Genomic DNA, 18,223 nt, shown 5'->3' on the forward strand with positions numbered 1-18,223 from the left:
TCCGCAACTTACATCAGAGCGATAAGATATGTGCACCATCAAAGAAATATAAATACTTTTCTTTTACAGGCTCTTTCCATATTTGTTCTAATGCTCTTGTATAAAGCTGTATTTGCACTTTATATCTTTTTTCTAAGACTGGTCTAGCCTCTTCAAACCCACCTTGATAGCGATCATGAATACCATCTGTTTTGTAATCGAGAAGAACAATCCCTTTATCATCTCGGAACACGCAGTCAATGACACCTTGCACAAGAATCGTTTCATTGCTTTCGTCCGTCTCATTTAATTCCTGAACAGGTACTGCCATACTGAATGGAATTTCCCTTTGAATATCTTGAGCGTTCAACAATCTTTCTCCAATTTCTGTGTTAAATAGACCAATAACGTTCTCTATATTTATAACTTCCTTTTGCTCCTCTGTTAATATCTCTTTGTGAACGAGATTATCTAAGAGCACCTCTATAGAAGCTATTGTTGGTTTATCTTCAAAAGATATATGCTGCATGACGGTATGCATCGCTGTCCCTATTTCTGCTGGAGATAACTTATTCGCTTGCATAAATTTTGGCCTATTATATACAGGCTTTTGCTGTCGTCGGATTAGTTCTTCACTTGCCGCTTCATCTCTAACTTCATACAATCTTTTTAGTTCTGAAACCGACTGCTTCGAACGTTGATTTGTCGCTTTCATAAATGGATAATCCCACGACAATCGATCCATTACCTCTTGCTTTTGCTCAGAAGAAACAGCAATTTCTTCTCCCTTTTTCACCTTTTGTTTCCATTCATCCAGTTCTTCATCTTCATTAACTTCTTCAACAGTAAACTGCGATTTATGAATAATATCGATTTTCCAACAGGATGGATGCTCACTAATATCCAAAGAAATATTTCCAGTTTCATTGTACAATCCGTGGCAATCACGGTGGCGAACTAATGAAGGACCAATCCAATCTAGGTAAGATTTCGCTTGCGACCGATCGAAGTCGGAAAGCAACCAATCTTTTTGCCACATTGCCTTTTTCCACTTTTCTAATGACTTTTCTGCATTTTTCACCGTTCCAACTAAAAACAACTTCTCCTTCGCTCTCGTCAATGCGACATATAGTACCCGCATTTCCTCTGAAATTGTTTCCATTCGTTTTTTTCTTTTAAAGGCGAGTTGAGGTAACGATGGATAACTAATTCTTTTCTCAGGATCCGTATATTTAGCAGCAAGACCAAGATCCTTATCCAATAAATAGGCTTGATTTAAATCCATTAGATTAAATTGTTTAGATATACCGGAAACAAAAACGATTGGAAATTCCAATCCTTTACTAGAATGAATTGTCATTAATCGCACAACGTCTTCTTGCTCACTTAATGCTCTAGCAACACCAAGATCATCTCCCCGTTCTATCATTCTGTCTATAAAGCGAAGAAAACGAAACAACCCTCTAAAAGAAGTTTCTTCATACTGCCTTGCCCGATCATAAAGAGCACGAAGATTTGCTTGACGCTGTTTCCCTCCAGCCATACCTCCAACAAAATCGTAAAACCTTGTATCCCTATAAAGCTGCCAAATCAATTCCGACACAGAGCCTTGTCTTGCTCTTGTTCTCCAAGTATTTAGCATGTGCGTGAATTCTGTAACCTTTTCCAATACTTCTTCTTGTTTTGAGCCATCCGGTTTCTTTTTCATAAACGTTTTGACTGCTTCATAATAGTTCCCAGCTTTAGAATGAAGGCGAATTAGTGCTAGTCCCTCCTCATCGATACCGACAATCGGCGACCGTAATACAGAAGCAAGTGGAATATCTTGATAAGGGTTGTCTATTACTTTTAATAATGAAAGCATAATCGCAACTTCAACTGCCTCAAAATAACCACTTGAAAGATTTGCATAAATGGGAATACCTTTAGCTTTGAATTCTTCCATAATTTCTGAAGCCCATGGCATACTGCGAAGAAGAATGACAATATCACGGTACTGAATAGGTCGCTCTGTTTGTGTTTTCGGATCAAAAACCAGTTTACGTTCCTCAATCATTTCTTTCACTTTAGAAGCCATATAACGTGCTTCTAATACAGATTTCTCGAGATCCGCCTCTTCAAATTTTGCTAATCCCTCTTCGTTTTCAGAAGTAGTTCCGCTATTGTCACTATCGTCCTGATCAATAATAGTTACTTCAACAGGGTATGATTTTCCCTCAGGATACGGTGCTCCTTTTACCAGCTCCGCTTCTTTACTATATTCCATCTCCCCGACAGAAACCCCCATTATTTGCTTAAATAAAAAGTTGGTACCATCTAGTATTTCTTTTCGACTTCGAAAGTTTTGCGAAAGATCAATTTTCATCCCCGTCCCTTGTGATACCGGTGTAAAACGATTGTATTTAGTCAGAAAAAGATTAGGTTCTGCAAGTCGGAAGCGATAAATGGACTGCTTCACGTCCCCAACCATAAACATATTTCCCTCTTCTTCTCTTTCTTCAGTAACCAATCGCAAAATAGACTCTTGAACCATGTTTGTATCTTGGTATTCATCTACAAGAACTTCTTTAAAATTTTTCTTGTATTGTAATGCTGCTTCAGAAGGGAGTAAATCTCCTTCCTCCGTTATCTCACTTGTTAATATTTCAAGACAATAATGTTCTAAATCTGCAAAGTCGACAAGTCCTCTTTCACTTTTTATTTCTTTGAAACGACGCCCGAACTCTTTTACCATTTCGACTAGAGTAGAAATAACACCCTTCATTTTCTTCATATCACCAAGAAAAGCTTCAGGTCTCCGGGAAAAAAACTCCTCTTGTAACTTTTCAATCATTTTCTTTCCCTGATCACGTAGTTTTTTTGCTTCTTCTACTAAGGCTTTTTCATACTCTTCCCCTTTGCAAGGCTTTAATCTAGTAAAATGGATATTTTGCATTTTTTCATAAAGCATTTGCCATGATTGTTGCTGGGCTACCAGAAGTCTATCAGCAATTTCTAGGTCATCTAAAAAGTTCTCTGCTCGTGGTGCTGGTCCTCCTGGTACTTTTGTTAGCTCATATGCTTGGTTAAAAAGCGTTTTTGCTCCTTGAAGCTGAAGTTGGATTTCTAGTTGTAAAGGAGGTATAAACGACAATTCATCAATAGTAAGTTCATCACTTATGTCATACATATCGACCAAGTCATCAAGCCAGTATTCAGGTCGTGGGTGAGATCTAGAAAAGTCATACAGCTTCCGAATCATATCTTGAAGTGCAGCATCACTGCGATCATTTGTAAATGTATCCACAAGACGGTAAAAGCTTTCATTATCCTCCTTGCCATATTCATCTTCGAATAGATCATCGAGAACTTCATCTCTTAATAGGTCCCCTTCTGTTGCATCTGCCATTCGAAAGCCTGGATCAATATCAATCATGTAATAATATTTTCTAATTACTTCTAAGCAAAATGAATGCAAAGTGGAGATAGATGCACGATTAAGCAAGCTTAACTGCTTTCGTAAATGTCCGGAATGCGGCTGCTCATCAATCGCTTTCTCCAGAGCTTGACCTATTCTGTGGCGCATTTCCGCTGCCGATGCATTCGTAAATGTTGCGACAAGCAATTCATCCACATCTAAAGGATCGTTTTGATTTAATATTTTTTGAATAATTCGTTCAACAAGAACCGCTGTTTTACCAGAACCCGCTGCTGCTGCAACAAGTATATCCTGCCCCTTCGCCCAAATAGCTTTCCACTGATCATCCGTCCAAGTTACATCAGTAGGTTTTTCAGGAATTGTTTTGTTAGTCATTAGTGTTGTCCTCCTCTCTCAATTTGTTTAAAAGATCTTGCGGCTTACTTGCTTGAAGCACTCTATAATCATTTTCCTCTAATGATTGATCAAATTGGCAAACGGAACGGAAAGAACAAAATTGGCAAGGCGTTCGGTCCTTTAACTTGTATGGCGAAATCTCTGTTGCACCAGAAATAATTCTGTTTCCAGACTCTTCATAAAGCTTGCGTACGTGTTTTCTCATGTAGTGGAAGTCTTCTTTAGACGCAGCTTTTGATTTTGATGATAATGTCCCGTCTTTTTTAATTCCAGCTGAAATAATGTCAGAACTTCCTGTTTCTAACGTCTGATCCATTAAACGAACAATTTCAGACTCCCCGAGCACAAGTCCTTTCATCTTAAAGCTTTTGAATATTTCATTTTCAATTTGGTCGAGTGTTAAGACTTTTTTACTGTTAACCATTGGATTATGAACATGGAAATATAGGACACCTGCAGGTAGTGCCTCTTGCCCGACGAGGCTACGAGAATTAGATAACACAATATCTAGATATGTCAGCATTTGCAGCGCTAATCCATAATACACTTCTGTCATATCCAGATCACGGGAACTAGATTTATAATCGACAACACGTAAATAGACACCATTCTCATCCTCCGCTTTATCTACGCGGTCAATTCTTCCTTGCAACTCCATTTTGGTGCCGTTACGAAGCTTAAACTGGAATGGAGGTAGTGCCTCTTGCGGACCAAACCCTAACTCAACACCAACTGGAACGAATCCACTTGCTTTTGCATGATCACTTAATATCATCGATGCACGGCTAATAATATGTTCCAATTTCTTAGCAATATAATAATAACGATTAGAACTTAGTAAGATTTGATGTTGCAGTTTAGGTGCGAGTGCCTTTACAGCTTGTTTTGCTAAATCAATACATTGAGCTTTTGATAACTGCGACCAGGTTAGCCCATTTTTTTGAACTTCCTCAGAAATCCACTTTAATGCACCATGGAACATTTCTCCGATATCCGGTGCCTCTAGCTTAAATAATTGACGTTCACGCAGTTTCAAACCATGACTTGCAAAATGGGAAAACGCACAACCGTGAAATAGTTCCATCCTGGAGACACTTGCCAAAATCGTGTCTCCATATAAATCCTTACTTGTTTCTTCAGACAATAATTTAGCTCTGTTTTCATAAAACAAGCTCGATAAAACATGTTTTGCTCTTTTATTCCAATTAGAGTCCTTCATATAAAAGTTATACACATCCCACCAGAAATCGTACATTGGATACTGGCGTTTCTTTAGCTGCAGCTGTGCTGTTAAATGAGATATCGTTACATTAGGGTTGGAGACATATTGCAACTGCTCCATTTCCGGTAGATCTGATGGTTCATTAATTAATAGTCTACCTGCACACGCTGGGACCATTTCTTTTATCCTTTTTATATATGGTGAAGGAAGTAACGCTTTTCCTTCTTCATTCGCAATTGGGTAGCTGATAAACAAATAGTCACTCGGTGTTGTAAAGGCTTTATAGGCAAGGAATTCTTCATCTAAAAGCCTCGTTCTACTGCTTGGTGCAATATTCATTCCTTTTTGCAGCAAGATTTCCCGGTCCTCATCAGATAAGACTCCATCATCGGTCAATTTTGCCGGTAGTACACCATCGTTTAAACCAATTACAAAGGCGGCTTTAATATCCGCTAACCTGGACTTCTCTAAATCAGCAACCATCACTTGGTCAACAGCTGGCGGTACTAAAGAAAATTTCATGGACTCCATACCTGCATCCAAAATAGTTGCAAACTTTTTCGTAGAAACTTCTTCTTCCCCAAGCATCTCGACAAATTGATCTAAAAGGTCCATAACAGCTTTCCACGCTTGGTCATGTTCTTTCGCAGCGATAAGATTTCCGCTTTCTTCTGCCTCAATACTTAATTTTTCAAGCTTTGCTGGAATATCAAGCTCCTCTAGGTATAAATAAAGCGTTTCGCAATAGTCTCTTCCTGTTTTTTGACGCTTTAATCTTTTTACTAAACGTAAAATGGGTGTTGTAATAAATAAGCGAAGTTCGTTTATTTCCTGCTCAATCTCTTTTTCCCTGTCTGTTTGAGGAACATCCGCATGCTCAAGGCCTCTAAAGCGACGATATGTCCAACGATCTTTTTTCGTCCATCTGTCTCCTTTAATTCCATAAGCAAGCACGTAGTTTTCCAGTCTGTCCATCTGCTCGCGCAAGTTCTCTGGTTTTCTTTTATACGGGAATAAAAGGTCCGTCTTCACTGCACGAAACACTGGTTCATATCGCCAATTCGTGTTCATAATTTCTAATGTTGATCGTATTAATTCAATCAACGGATGATTAAGCATTGTTCGCTTTTGGTCGATAAAAAATGGGATTTCATGATCATAAAAAACAGTTTCTAGTGTATCTCGATAATCTTGACCGTTCCGAACAAGAATCGCTATATCTTTGTATCGGTAGCCACTATCCCTTGCAAGTCTATTAATTTCACGAGCGACCCCTTCAACCTCTGCTCTCCTGTTAGCAGCTTCCATCCATTCAATATGAGAAGTTTTTTGCTTGAACTCTACAGCAGGTCTTTCGTCGAAATGGTTTTCTAAATGAACCAATGCCTTGTCCTTAAAACGAACGGTATTGTTTAAAACTACCTCCTCTTCGAAAGTAGCATTAGTTGTTTTCCCAACTTCAACAAGTGTTTCATAGGTTTCAGTAGTCATCCTAAACAAACTCATCTCACTGAAAGGAATTTCAGCCATCATTTGTTTATCCATTGTAAGAGAGATGGATATTCTTGAGCTATGTCGAATTAGCTGCTCAAGAATCCGATATTCCTGAGGTGTAAAACTATGAAAACCATCTATATAAATTTCAGCATTTTGCAGCAATAGCGATTGCTCAATTTTTTCGGCAAGCAGTTGAAAGTAATCTTCAGAATCAATATATTTGCCAAATAAACTTTCTTCAAACTTTTGATAAATCAGTTCCAAATCATGTAGCTTATCTGTAAGTACCTTTGAATTTTCCTTTTCTTTAAAATCAACTAATTCTTCCGGTGTAATACAGTATCGTTTAAATTCTGTGAGCATTGTTTCCACATGATTAATAAATCCCGGCTTGTCGGAGGCTTTTGAGAATATATGCAATTGATCTTTATTATCTTCAATGATTTTGCGGATCAACATATTTAAGCCAACATCAGAAAGATGATATCGACTCATCCCCCCTGTTTCCTGCAAAACCTTCCATGCAAGTCTAGTAAAACTAAACACTTGTGCGCGAATCATCCCGTTTAAACCAGGAGTATTGGCGAGATTGTGTTCAGATAAAAAAGACATTTGCTCTGGTACAACATAAATAATTGGTGGTCCGTTTGGTTGTTCACGGAGCTTTTGCTTCATTTCATCTAGCATATAATTGGTTTTACCTACACCGGATCGTCCAAGTATAAATCGTAGTGACATTAGTTCACTTCCTTTGTATAGTTAACAGCTTGAGGTCAATTGTCACCTCTAGTTTACTTCCACTTTTCTTTGTCTAGTTCCAGCGGCTAGGGGCTCGAGGGCTTTTCTGAAAAAACAGCTGAGGTTAAAAAGACAACCTCTTCTGTTTTTCCCGAAAAGCTTGTCGCCCTGCCCAAGCCGCTTCCTCTTTTCTATTTTAACCAAGGCCTTATTCGTTTTTTTGGATAGGTTCATTATAGTATAGATTTTATATATTTTGAGGGAATCCGCTCATTCTTTCTTTGGAAAAATTGGATATTTGATGAATTATTCGCAGAAGACACTCTCTGTCCTCATGAAGGAAAAAATAATTCCTTTGGTCAAATTAAATTTTATGCGGATGGGGACTTGCCGTATTTTCATACTTTAGTATAGGCAGGTGATTGCATGGAACAAAAGATGGCATTAACGTCTTTTTTGTTAGTATTTATGGGGATTATGGTAGCAAGTAATATATACACATTCATTCCAATTTACGAGGATATTGGGCAATCACTAAAACTACCAATGGAAAAAGTCGTTGTAGCTAGTAGCTCGTTTTCCTTTTTTTATGCGTGCGGTCTTCTTGTGTTTGCAAATATTGCAGAACGCGTTGGAAGAAAAGAGGTACTTGTTTATGGTTTGGCTACATCTGCAGTTTGTACAGTCCTTGTTGCTGTAGCATTTAATTTTGAATGGTTGTTTTTATCGAGAGGTGTACAAGGGTTCTTTTTAGGAAGCTTTGCTCCTGTTGCATTTGCGTATACGTACGACTTATTTTCAGGTAAAAGGCGGACTTTTTTGCTTGCACTTATTAATTCTGGTTTTCTTCTAGCTGGGATATTCGGACAGCTTGCCAGCGACTTTATTACGAGATGGAGCAGCTGGCAAATAGTATTTGTTGGTTTTGCAGCAATGTATTTTATATTGTTCCTACTTGGACTTCATTCACTTCCCAAAAATAAAGTATTAAAATCTCGTGAAGACAGGTCATTTTTGCGTTTAGTAAGGTTAATATTCCGGAAAGATTTATTATATTGCTATGGTATCGTTTTCACTTTATTAGCTTCTTTTGTCGCTTATTACGATAGCTTAACTAGATACTTAACATTGGATCCATCTCTTTTATTTACGATTCGCACTGTTGGACTAATTGGCGTACTACTGTCTTTATTTACTGGAAGACTAATTGAAAAAATTGGAGCATTCGGGACATTATTTCTTGGAATAGGCCTCGCATTTGTTAGTATTGGTATCTTATTTGGATTAACACAAGGAATGAATGCCCCCCTTCTGATCATCTCTTCTGTCCTGTTCGTTTCGTCTATCTCACTATTACTTCCGACAATTATCACATTTATCGGCCAATTAAGCATGGAGTTACGCGGTCAGGCACTTAGTTTGTACTCCTTTATTTTGCTAACCGGCGCCAGTCTAGCTCCTCTATTGATTATGCATTTCAGTTTCTTTCAATCTATTGTGCTACTACTCTCCTTTTTTGTTGTGGATTTATTTTTAGCCGTTAGACTGATAAAAACAATGAAAGGAACTAATTATAAACAATCAACACTCTTTGAATAATTACTTAAAAGGTCCGTCCCTCATTACGTTAAAGCATTGAGGGACGGACCTTAGTTTAGTTTTTCCATTCGCTGTGAAGAAGACCGTATAGTAGCATGTTGTGTCTTTTGCCGTCTCGTCTTAGGAATTCGCGGAATGTCCCTTCTTGTTTGAATCCTAGTGACTCGTACAAGTTTATGGCTCGCTTGTTGTAGTCAAATACAGTTAATTGCAAACGATGCAAATTTAATTCATTAAACCCGTAGGCTAATAGGCGTTGGAGTATTTCTTTCCCATACCCATTTCCCCAATAGCTTTTATCTCCTATCGCTATCGTTACCCATCCCACTCTATGACTCCATAAAATTCCTTCAATTTCTGCATAGCCAATAATTTCATCATTCTCTCTTAAACGAACAGCAAACCGGATAAAATTACTTCCGCTATCATTTATCCACTTTTTTACTTCCTCATCTGTTTTTGGTTTATATGGAAGTGCATCAAGCAGCCTTTGTAACTCTTCCTGATCGTTCCAATCTTTAATTTTCGCAGTATCTTTTTCATGAAAGCTAGATAAATATATTCTTTCTCCTGAAAGTAGCGATTTCATTTTATTTCCACCTCACTATTCAACATTCTATAAGGAAACATCTCTATTTAAAATTTTTATGATTCTGTTAGGACTTTATTTATCCCATCATAGCTTTTCGTAAAGTGAGACTTCAATTAGTTTCCTATCTAACACTTTATAGCTGCTTTGCTGTTTCTTTCCTTTTTACCTCTTCAATTTTATGAACAAACATTTGAAATACTTTTCTTTTCTCTTCTAAATCACGTATGTATTCTTTTAACTCACTGTACTTCTCTTCAAATGGTTTATGGTACATTTGACGAATTTTTTCAATAATCTCTTCATTTACTGTTGATTGAATTACTTGTTTCGTTATCCCATATTTATACGAGTAGACTTTTAATTCTTTTTTGACTTCCTCATATTCTTCGTCAATTTGCTCAAGAACACCAGAGATATCCTCTTGCCACTCATTGAGCGACTCTTCTAGATATGCTGCCATATCATTCATTATCACACCAACCCTATTTTATAGATTACTTTCATTATAACTCTCTCTTTTTACAGGCGGTTTTCTATAAAGTTACAAGGTTTTTTCATTGTATAAAAAAGTTCATTCCAATTCTAACTATTTCTCTACAAAAAAGAACCCTGCCTTCTTATGCAAGATTCTTTATTAAGCAGATTAATTTGTAAATTGTACACCCCATTCACTAAGGGGCCAGTAGCGTAAATTAACCTTTCCTACAACTTCCTCTTCATCTATAAAACCAAAATAACGACTGTCCATGCTGCCTCTACGGTTGTCACCCAGAACGAAAACTTTTCCATCCGGTACTGTCTTTTCACCTGTAATTTCTTTTAGTGTAAAATCTCCAGTCAGTTTATCATTTATCGTTTGTTTTTTATATTTATCTAGATAGGGTTCCTCGTAATACTTGCCATTAATATAAAGCTTGTCATCTTTATATTCAACAGTATCCCCTGGCAAACCAATGACCCGCTTTACGTAGTCTTCTTCTTCATTTGCATGGAATACGATAACATCAAAATGTTGAAGTTCACCGATTTGGTAGCCAATTTTATTAACTACGAGTTTATTTCCATCTTGTAGCGTGGGCATCATTGACTCGCCTTCTACTACGTAATTCGAAAAGAGAAAGGTACGAATGACTACAAAAATAATTAATCCTATCCCTAATGCTTTGACCCATTCTAATCCTTCTCTTTTAAGTTCTTCTTTCAATTTGATTCCTCCTGATTTTTACGTTCAAAACGGTGATGATCTCTTTCTAGCTTTTTATTAAGTCGAATTTCGACTTGTTTTCCGACTAGCCATAAGACAAAGATTACTCCAGCTACAATGGCGGTCCGTAAAGGTTGTTTTACTAAAGATATAATATCATAACCAATAAAACTTATGGTAAAAATCATAACCACTTTCCCTGTTAGGACAGCTAACATATATTGAGCAATGCTGATTTTTGACAGTCCCGCAACAATGTTAACCAACGCAGACGGTGTAAAAGGGAAACATAACAAAAGAAATAACGGGCCAAATCCATGTCGATCCACCCAAGTCGTCAGTCTTTTTACCTGTCGATTTCGACGTAGCACTCCAAAGAGTCTACCATGACCATATCTTCTTACGAGCAAAAATACTAACAATGCCCCTAGTGATGCTCCTACCCACGAAAACAAAAAACCTAGCCAAAGACCAAAAGCACTTGCGTTTGCCATAACAAAAACAACTAATGGCAAAAAAGGTAGAAAAGCTTCTAGCATTGGAAGCAATATTCCTGGTAGCGGACCAAAAGAGCGGTACTTATCTATAACATCCATAATATTTTCTAATGTAAATAAGTCTTTAAGCATGTCTATATTCATAATATATGTTTCCCCTTCGTCTGCCATGAACAAAACTCATATTTTAAAAAACTTCCTTACGTTTTTCCTCATTTTATCATAAAGTGAAATTTCAAACAGTGGTGAAGTTCCCACTATTTGTTAGTCCCCTTCTACTGCCCGTTAATATGAGATAAAAACTAACTATTTCCATATTATTCACACCGTGGCGTTTAAATAAACTTCCTTACAGTAGTAAAAAAGTTTCCTAGGTCTCCCATTAGAGAACTAGAAAACTTTCTTTCGCAACCCTTATTAAAGATACTCCTCAAACCATTCTATAATCGCCTTCAACCTTTCTACCCGTAGCGATGGCTTTCCTGTTCGAGACAAATTATGATTAGATTCAGGGAAACGAATAAATTTCGTTACCTTGTTCTCTCGTTTCAATCCTACATACAGTTGTTCCGCCTGTTCAATTGGACAGCGATAATCTTCTTCGCTATGCAAAATTAACAACGGTGTTTCTATATGCTTAATGTAGGCAAGCGGAGAATGCTTCCACAACTTTTCTACATCATGTAAATCGCTTTGAATTTGCCATTCGGAAAAATAATAACCAATATCACTTACACCATAGAAACTAATCCAGTTGCTGATCGAACGTTGAGTTACCGCAGCCTTAAAGCGGTCGGTGTGTCCAACCATCCAGTTGACCATAAATCCCCCGTAGCTCCCACCAGTTACACCTATTCTTTTCGAATCAATGAATTCAAACTCATCAACAACAAAATCAACAGCAGCCATCAAATCTTCATAGTCGTTTCCACCATAATCACCTCTAACTGCATCTACGAAATGCTGTCCGTAACCGTAGCTTCCCCTTGGATTCACGTACAAAACAGCGTAACCTTTGGCTGCAAGTAGCTGAAATTCATGAAAAAATGTATTCCCATACATCGTATGCGGTCCACCATGGATTTCAAGTATGAGTGGATACTTCTTCCCTTTCTCAAATCCTACTGGTTTCATCAGCCATCCCTGAATATCCAAGCCATCTTTACTTTTCATCCATAGTGACTCTGGTGATGATAGTTCTTTTTCCGCCAACCATTCTTTATTCATATCCGTAATCCTTTTTACTTCACCCGATGGAACATGTAGAGAGAATAGGTCTCCAGGTTCTGTCGGCCTGCTAAGTGCAATGAGCATGCTTTGTCTTTGTGCATCAAAAGCAAACTCGTAAATATGCTGTTCTTCCCCTAATAATGCAGGGTACATAGCTCCCTCTATATTTCCATAATACAAAATCGTGTTCCCATGGTCTGAAGCGATAAAATAAAAGCTTTCATTATCATTTGACCAAACAATTCCAGGATTTGTTACCCCTTGTAAACTATCAGAGTTCATGTAGTCACCAACAGGAAAGTCCATCACTTCTGTTAAACAACGATGCTCTTTAAGAGAGCAATCATACACCCATAATTTCGAATGTGTTGCATTTTCAAACTCTCGCTTATGACCGATGTATGCCACATACTTCCCATTCGGCGACCATGAAGCTTGTCCATAATATCCTTTTCCGTCAGTAATTTTTTGTAGCATCTTTGTTTCAGGGTCTAACAAGAATATATCTGATTGAAAAGAGAAATCCTTTTCCTCAGCATCATCTCCTGAAACAGTAATAAAATTCCCATCAGGCGACCATCCACATAACCCATAATCATTTTCATCATCTGTTATTCTTATATTAGTTTCAGTCTCCAATTCGAGTAATGCTATTTGCGAATGCTTATTATCGTGAAAACCTCGGTCATCCGATTTATACTTAAGTTGAGATGTAACAAATGGTTTTACCTCTTCCAATTCATTCGTTTTTTTCGAGACACTCAATTCTTTCCCCATTTCTAAAAACGTAGTGTAAGCAATTTTCCTCCCACATGGTGACCAAACTGGATTGCTTGCTCCACTTTCACAAAACGTGATTTGTCTCGCCTCCCCACCATCTCTATTCAAAAGAAAAAGCTGGTTTTTCCCGGAGCGGTTGGATACAAAAACGAGCTTGCTTCCATCAGGTGACCACTTAGGTAAAAATACTTTATCTTCCCCAAATGTCCATTGAACACGTGATCTCGTTTGTAAATTAATGTGATACAAATTTGATATGTAATCATTCTTATCTTTACTCAAATGTGTTTCTATGTAAACAGCTTCTTCTCCATTTGGAGCAAGTTCGGGAGCAGCAACAGACTTCATTCTATAAAGGTCTTCCTCTATAATTACTCTTGATAGTGATGTCATCTTTTAACTTCCTTTCTGTCTAAATGAAATAATTTATTCAATAAGAAATCATGTAAAAAAGTGTGAGAAAAACCCCACACTTCTAATTTTCACCACTTTTAACAGCTATCTTATCGATAAATCCCCCTCCTAAGAGGAAGGAGTACATTATGAATACTACATTTACTCAGACTCAGATTCACATTCCCCTTTCTTCTTTTGATTTTTCACAAGATAAAAAGTGTTTTTCCTTTTCGGTTTTCTTGTTTTAGATGTATGATCTAAAAAATATTTACTCTTCATCTCTCCTATCCTATCAACAAAGGCAAATTGTAATCTTGCTGTTCGCTGCAGTTGATTTTCGAAAGATCGGAAAGAAATTGGCACGATACAAGATACAAAGTTTTTGAAAACCACCTTTGTATGGCCTTGCTCCGTTTTATTATAAGTAAGAATATGACTAGGGGCTATCCAGATGCAGTTCTGCTTTGTTGGGGAGGTAGTAGGAAATACATAAATCGACATATGTGAGTCTATCATAATTGGGGGTTTATAGTTAATGCCAATTAATTTATGAGTCCCACTTTTTCTGCCATCATAAGAAGCCCCAAAGTACTCGCAACTGTTTTTAATAATATCAATCGGTTTAAACGGTGAGAGGAATGTTTCCTCCTTCTCATAGATCTTGCTATAGATTTTTTTCCCATATTTCCAAGGTTGTATCATCATAGTATGTGGATTAATTTCATACTCCTCAATAATTCTTAATTTACTCATTTTATTCCCTCCTTTGACAAAATTCAACAAACACTGTAACAAATTGTACCATAAGACCCTATTTTTTTCAAATAATTTCAAATATTCATCATATTAATGTTATAAAACTATTTACTTATATAGAAACATTTTAAAATTCATTAAGAATATTTCTGGTTTTATTGATTATTAACACAGGTTTAGAAATATTATCAGAATATTTAATTATTTTTGTTGAATATTTCGTGTTTTTTCCATATAATAATAAAAAGACTCAAGAGGTGATCGTAGTGGAAAAGAAAAAATCCTATACTGAGTTAACAAAGGCTTGTGCGATGACCCGACAGACGTCCAAGGGAAAAAGTGTTTTAGAGATTTATGTAGATATGGTAATCCATGAAAGTTTACTGACTACTAAGAGAAATGAAATTCTTGAGCAAATTAATACTTCGCTTGATGAACAAGACAAAGATAAATTCATGGAACTGACAGATGAATTAAAGGAACTTCAGGTTGGCTACGGACTATAAAGTGAACTCCCTTTTATGGGAGTTTTCTTTTTGTCCCGAATAAAATAAAACTTCAATCAGTGGGGGTGGTTCACTGCCCATTAATGTGGGATAAAAATATGAAAGGCTGCTTTAAAAATCTAAAGCAGCCAAACTTTATAACTTCTATGGAGTTTTTTCTTCCTTTTTCTCCTCTATTTCATATTCTTCTAGCATATTTAAACGCTCAAGCATTGTTGGATGTCCATATCGGAAAATCTTAACTAAAAGTGGTGGGTTCACTTGGCTCAAACCTACTTTAGATAGCTTTTGAAAAGAAGAAATCGCCGCTTCTTTATCTTGTGTCATTTCAATTGCGTAACGGTCTGCACGTGTTTCTTCATAGCGTGAGATCCAATTAGAGAATGGACTAACAGCAAACATAAGCATCGATGTAATCATTAAGAACAGTGGAAGTGAACTTAAATTGGAAACATCCGATATTTTCATTTCATCTGAATATTTACGGACAATCCAGTTCATCAACCTTGCTGCTATATATAAGCCAATAAACGATAGTACTATATAAATGGCAATCCCTATATAGATGTGCTTTTCAACGTAATGAGCCATTTCATGTGCCATAACAAAAAGAATCTCTTCATCTTCTAATTGTTCTAATGTCGTATCCCAAAGAACGATCCGAGAGTTAGACCCTATTCCTGTAACATAGGCATTTAATGCATTTGTTTTTTCCGACATGTCCACCTCAAAAACATGTTCTGCCGGAATATTTGCCCTGCTAGCTATATCAAGGATTTGTGCTTCTAGTTTCTTATCTTGCAAAGGATAAAAGTCATTATACAATGGATCAATCAAAACGGGTTGAACAAACATCATAAAAATACTAAACGGAACAGATAATGCCCAAGCTGCCAACCACCATCGCTTTTTAAACCGCTTAATTAACGCATAGAGCACGGACACAATAATAAAGGTCAGTAAGAAATTTACCCAAAAATCGGTTAATTCATCTTTCATCCACATCGAAAACGTCTGAGTAGATATGTTATAAGTTGTTGAAACTTTATACGAAATGAATTGAAAAGGAAAGATCGCGATATACGATACAAGCGAAAGCCAAAATAAATAAATGGCTGTTTGTAAAAAACCGACTTTCGTTGTTCCTTTCGCCCATCTTTCAAAGGCCCTCGATACACCAAATATCAATATAAGGAAGTAAAATAACCATTCATACGGTGTAGATAGGAAAAATAGGAGGTTTTTTATTGTCGAGAATTCCTCACTAAGCATTATCTCCCTGCTACTCATAAACGTTTCTGGATCAGCACTGCCCCCTTTATACATTTGAGGTAGTGTTGAATCGGCAAGATAAAACAAATACACATATAGAATGACGCCTAACAGTAAATAGGCGAATACTGACCTGAATGCCCATTTTTGAAGCATGTTCCTTCCTCCCTTCTCTTCTTTCTTTACTATATGTAATAACCCGTCCATACATTTAGAACTTTTCTATATAAAGTTATGATACATATGAAACTTTTCAAAAACAAAAATGCTGGCATCATTCTACCCCTAAATAGCCACACATAGACTGTTCCATTAGAGTCTGCATACGAATACTTTATTCTTCACACCAAAAAAGCCACAAAGAGAAAATCTCTCCTGTAGCCTATTCCGCGTTAACGGGCAGTAACTCCCCACTAATGGAAGTTTCACTTTATGTAAAGATAATCGAGTAAATGGATAAAACAGCTATTGCACCTAGGACAACAACAATAACATTAGCTCCTAAAAAGGCAAATAAAAATGCAGCTAGCGCACCCGTTATACCAAACCAGATATCCCCTTCTTGGATTAAAAGAATTTTCGGGAAAATAAGTGCACCTAAGACAGCATAGGGAACATTTTTTAAAACCCCTTGTAAAAACGGTGGCAATTCCTTCCCTTTAAATAAAAGAAATGGAACCATTCGGGGAATATATGTTACGACAGCCATCCCGATAATCATAATAAGAATGTCACCCCTCACTATTCTTTTCTCCTTTCTTTTTTATACTAGCGACCCATTCCACAATCACCGCAGAAACGAAAGTTGAAATCATAATAGCCCACCCTTCAGATAAATCCGTGGTAAAAAGAAAAACGCTATTAAGTGCAGCAGCAGTAGCGGCAAGAAAAACAACTTTTACACTTTTTTTCATTGAAGGAACAAGAAGCCCGACAAACATTGCATATAAAGCAACGGCCATACTTGCTTGCAAAAACGCTGGAAGTATTTCTCCAATAAAAAAACCAAGCCCTGTACTCACAGACCAGCTTGCATAAGAAATAACCATAACGCCGAAGGCATAGGCTGTTTTTACCTTTCCTTCTTTCACCGATATAACGGTAAATGTTTCATCTGTAACTCCAAAAGAGTATATAGCTTTTTTAAACAGGCGATCTTCCTCTAGTTTTTCACTAAGAGAAGCTGACATTAAAAAGTGACGAATATTTACAATAAAGGTCGTTAGTACAATTTCAAACACTCCAGTCCCCATCGCAAGCAAGCTTAGTGATATATATTGAGCTGCACCAGCATACACTAGTAAACTCATTAATACCGTTTCCATAAATGTTAGTCCCGTAGTTCTCGCTAATAATCCAAACGTTATAGCTACAGGAAAGTATCCAAGGGCAATGCTGACTCCTCCTTGAAGACCTTGTCGGAACGGGCCGGCACTTTTTGTCTCAACTAATGCCTCCATTTTCTTTCCACCTTCCTTTATACTAGAAAATAAGTTTAATATTTCAATAATTTATTATATTATACATATAGACGTTATAGTATACAAGCGAGGTTTAGTAAACTATGGAAAATCTGTCGATACAAGTAGGAGAAAATATACGAAGAATTCGCAAAGAGCGGGGATTGAGTCTTGAACAAGTGTCTGAGTTGACTTCTGTCAGCAAGGCAATGATTGGACAAATTGAAAGAGGAGAGTCAAACCCGACAGTAGCAATTTTATGGAAAATAGCCAACGGGTTAAAAGTCTCTTTTTCTTCTTTGTTAGAAAAATTAAACGCAAATGTTTCTGTTATCCACTATGAAGAGACCATTCCTATATTAGAGGATGACGGAAGATATATCGTTTACCCAATTTTCCCTTTTGATCCGATGAAAAAGTGGGAAAGCTTCCGTGTAGAATTGAAGCCTGAATGCTCTTATACGAATGAAGGGCACCCAAAAGGAGTCGAAGAATATATTACCGTTTTAGCTGGTGAATTAACAATAAAGATTGATAATGAGTATTATCAATTAAAGGAAGGAAGCTCCATCCGATTTGCCGCACATCACGGTCATCAGTATTTGAACCAGAAAAATAAAAAGGCTATATGCCAAATGATGATTTATTATGGTGGAAGTTAGGTTAGATAAAGTGAAACTT

General features: G+C 37.0%; 14 protein-coding genes. 3 read left to right on the forward strand and 11 right to left on the reverse strand.

Annotated elements, in window-relative coordinates; all coding sequences use genetic code 11:
• Positions 1-13: 13 nt before the first annotated feature.
• Both addA and addB read right to left on the reverse strand, forming a co-directional pair.
• On the reverse strand, positions 14-3,772 hold the full coding sequence (gene addA / locus ACFSUL_RS11110; protein WP_377935382.1) for a helicase-exonuclease AddAB subunit AddA: 3,759 nt from the start codon (positions 3,770-3,772) through the stop codon (positions 14-16).
• Entirely contained in the window at positions 3,765-7,250 is a 3,486-nt protein-coding gene (gene addB / locus ACFSUL_RS11115; RefSeq protein WP_377935384.1) for a helicase-exonuclease AddAB subunit AddB, read from the reverse strand. Before addB ends, addA begins: the two co-directional genes overlap by 8 nt.
• Positions 7,251-7,676: 426 nt before the next feature.
• Between addB and ACFSUL_RS11120 the strand changes: the two genes are divergently transcribed.
• Positions 7,677-8,849, forward strand: coding sequence for an MFS transporter (locus ACFSUL_RS11120; RefSeq protein ID WP_377935386.1), 1,173 nt, complete (start codon positions 7,677-7,679; stop codon positions 8,847-8,849).
• Positions 8,850-8,904: 55 nt separating this feature from the next.
• On the opposite strand, the gene ACFSUL_RS11125 is transcribed toward ACFSUL_RS11120, so the two are convergent.
• The 6 genes from ACFSUL_RS11125 to ACFSUL_RS11150 all read right to left on the reverse strand — a co-directional run bounded on the left by ACFSUL_RS11125 (position 8,905) and on the right by ACFSUL_RS11150 (position 14,301).
• Positions 8,905-9,438, reverse strand: coding sequence for a GNAT family N-acetyltransferase (locus ACFSUL_RS11125; RefSeq protein ID WP_377935388.1), 534 nt, complete (start codon positions 9,436-9,438; stop codon positions 8,905-8,907).
• Positions 9,439-9,574: 136 nt separating this feature from the next.
• A complete protein-coding gene (locus ACFSUL_RS11130; protein ID WP_377935429.1) occupies positions 9,575-9,901 on the reverse strand; it encodes a hypothetical protein in 327 nt (108 codons plus the stop codon).
• Positions 9,902-10,084: 183 nt separating this feature from the next.
• Positions 10,085-10,645 (reverse strand): signal peptidase I, encoded by a 561-nt coding sequence (gene lepB / locus ACFSUL_RS11135; protein WP_377935390.1) that lies wholly within the window; start codon positions 10,643-10,645, stop codon positions 10,085-10,087.
• On the reverse strand, positions 10,642-11,286 hold the full coding sequence (locus tag ACFSUL_RS11140; protein WP_377935392.1) for a TVP38/TMEM64 family protein: 645 nt from the start codon (positions 11,284-11,286) through the stop codon (positions 10,642-10,644). The genes lepB and ACFSUL_RS11140 overlap by 4 nt, the downstream gene beginning before the upstream one ends.
• A gap of 273 nt (positions 11,287-11,559) precedes the next feature.
• On the reverse strand, positions 11,560-13,545 hold the full coding sequence (locus ACFSUL_RS11145; protein WP_377935394.1) for a S9 family peptidase: 1,986 nt from the start codon (positions 13,543-13,545) through the stop codon (positions 11,560-11,562).
• A gap of 162 nt (positions 13,546-13,707) precedes the next feature.
• Positions 13,708-14,301 carry a competence protein ComK gene (locus ACFSUL_RS11150; protein WP_377935396.1) on the reverse strand — a complete coding sequence of 198 codons (594 nt, stop codon included), beginning with the start codon at positions 14,299-14,301 and terminating at the stop codon, positions 13,708-13,710.
• 269 nt (positions 14,302-14,570) lie between these two features.
• Between ACFSUL_RS11150 and ACFSUL_RS11155 the strand changes: the two genes are divergently transcribed.
• Positions 14,571-14,810 (forward strand): IDEAL domain-containing protein, encoded by a 240-nt coding sequence (locus ACFSUL_RS11155; RefSeq protein ID WP_377935398.1) that lies wholly within the window; start codon positions 14,571-14,573, stop codon positions 14,808-14,810.
• 144 nt (positions 14,811-14,954) lie between these two features.
• Here the strand turns inward: ACFSUL_RS11155 and ACFSUL_RS11160 are convergent, their stop codons facing one another.
• The 3 genes from ACFSUL_RS11160 to ACFSUL_RS11170 form a co-directional block, all read right to left on the reverse strand.
• Positions 14,955-16,238, reverse strand: coding sequence for a M48 family metallopeptidase (locus tag ACFSUL_RS11160; RefSeq protein WP_377935400.1), 1,284 nt, complete (start codon positions 16,236-16,238; stop codon positions 14,955-14,957).
• A gap of 274 nt (positions 16,239-16,512) precedes the next feature.
• Entirely contained in the window at positions 16,513-16,803 is a 291-nt protein-coding gene (locus ACFSUL_RS11165) for an AzlD domain-containing protein (protein WP_377935431.1), read from the reverse strand.
• Positions 16,804-16,813: 10 nt separating this feature from the next.
• Positions 16,814-17,542 carry an AzlC family ABC transporter permease gene (locus ACFSUL_RS11170; RefSeq protein ID WP_377935402.1) on the reverse strand — a complete coding sequence of 243 codons (729 nt, stop codon included), beginning with the start codon at positions 17,540-17,542 and terminating at the stop codon, positions 16,814-16,816.
• A gap of 104 nt (positions 17,543-17,646) precedes the next feature.
• On the opposite strand from ACFSUL_RS11170, the gene ACFSUL_RS11175 reads away from it, so the two are divergent.
• On the forward strand, positions 17,647-18,204 hold the full coding sequence (locus tag ACFSUL_RS11175) for a helix-turn-helix domain-containing protein (protein WP_377935404.1): 558 nt from the start codon (positions 17,647-17,649) through the stop codon (positions 18,202-18,204).
• Positions 18,205-18,223 lie beyond the last annotated feature (19 nt).

This window comes from Bacillus seohaeanensis (genome assembly GCF_042684945.1).
Classification (GTDB): Bacteria; Bacillota; Bacilli; order Bacillales; family Bacillaceae_B; genus Rossellomorea; species Rossellomorea seohaeanensis.

Bases quoted from the DNA above. Each gene is read 5' to 3' on its own strand.
- addA (WP_377935382.1), bottom strand. From the start codon at position 3,772: ATGACTAACAAAACAATTCCTGAAAAACCTACTGATGTAACTTGGACG.
- addB (WP_377935384.1), bottom strand. From the start codon at position 7,250: ATGTCACTACGATTTATACTTGGACGATCCGGTGTAGGTAAAACCAAT.
- ACFSUL_RS11120 (WP_377935386.1), top strand. From the start codon at position 7,677: ATGGAACAAAAGATGGCATTAACGTCTTTTTTGTTAGTATTTATGGGG.
- ACFSUL_RS11125 (WP_377935388.1), bottom strand. From the start codon at position 9,438: ATGAAATCGCTACTTTCAGGAGAAAGAATATATTTATCTAGCTTTCAT.
- ACFSUL_RS11130 (WP_377935429.1), bottom strand. From the start codon at position 9,901: ATGGCAGCATATCTAGAAGAGTCGCTCAATGAGTGGCAAGAGGATATC.
- ACFSUL_RS11140 (WP_377935392.1), bottom strand. From the start codon at position 11,286: ATGAATATAGACATGCTTAAAGACTTATTTACATTAGAAAATATTATG.
- ACFSUL_RS11145 (WP_377935394.1), bottom strand. From the start codon at position 13,545: ATGACATCACTATCAAGAGTAATTATAGAGGAAGACCTTTATAGAATG.
- ACFSUL_RS11150 (WP_377935396.1), bottom strand. From the start codon at position 14,301: ATGAGTAAATTAAGAATTATTGAGGAGTATGAAATTAATCCACATACT.
- ACFSUL_RS11160 (WP_377935400.1), bottom strand. From the start codon at position 16,238: ATGCTTCAAAAATGGGCATTCAGGTCAGTATTCGCCTATTTACTGTTA.
- ACFSUL_RS11165 (WP_377935431.1), bottom strand. From the start codon at position 16,803: ATGATTATCGGGATGGCTGTCGTAACATATATTCCCCGAATGGTTCCA.
- ACFSUL_RS11170 (WP_377935402.1), bottom strand. From the start codon at position 17,542: ATGGAGGCATTAGTTGAGACAAAAAGTGCCGGCCCGTTCCGACAAGGT.
- ACFSUL_RS11175 (WP_377935404.1), top strand. From the start codon at position 17,647: ATGGAAAATCTGTCGATACAAGTAGGAGAAAATATACGAAGAATTCGC.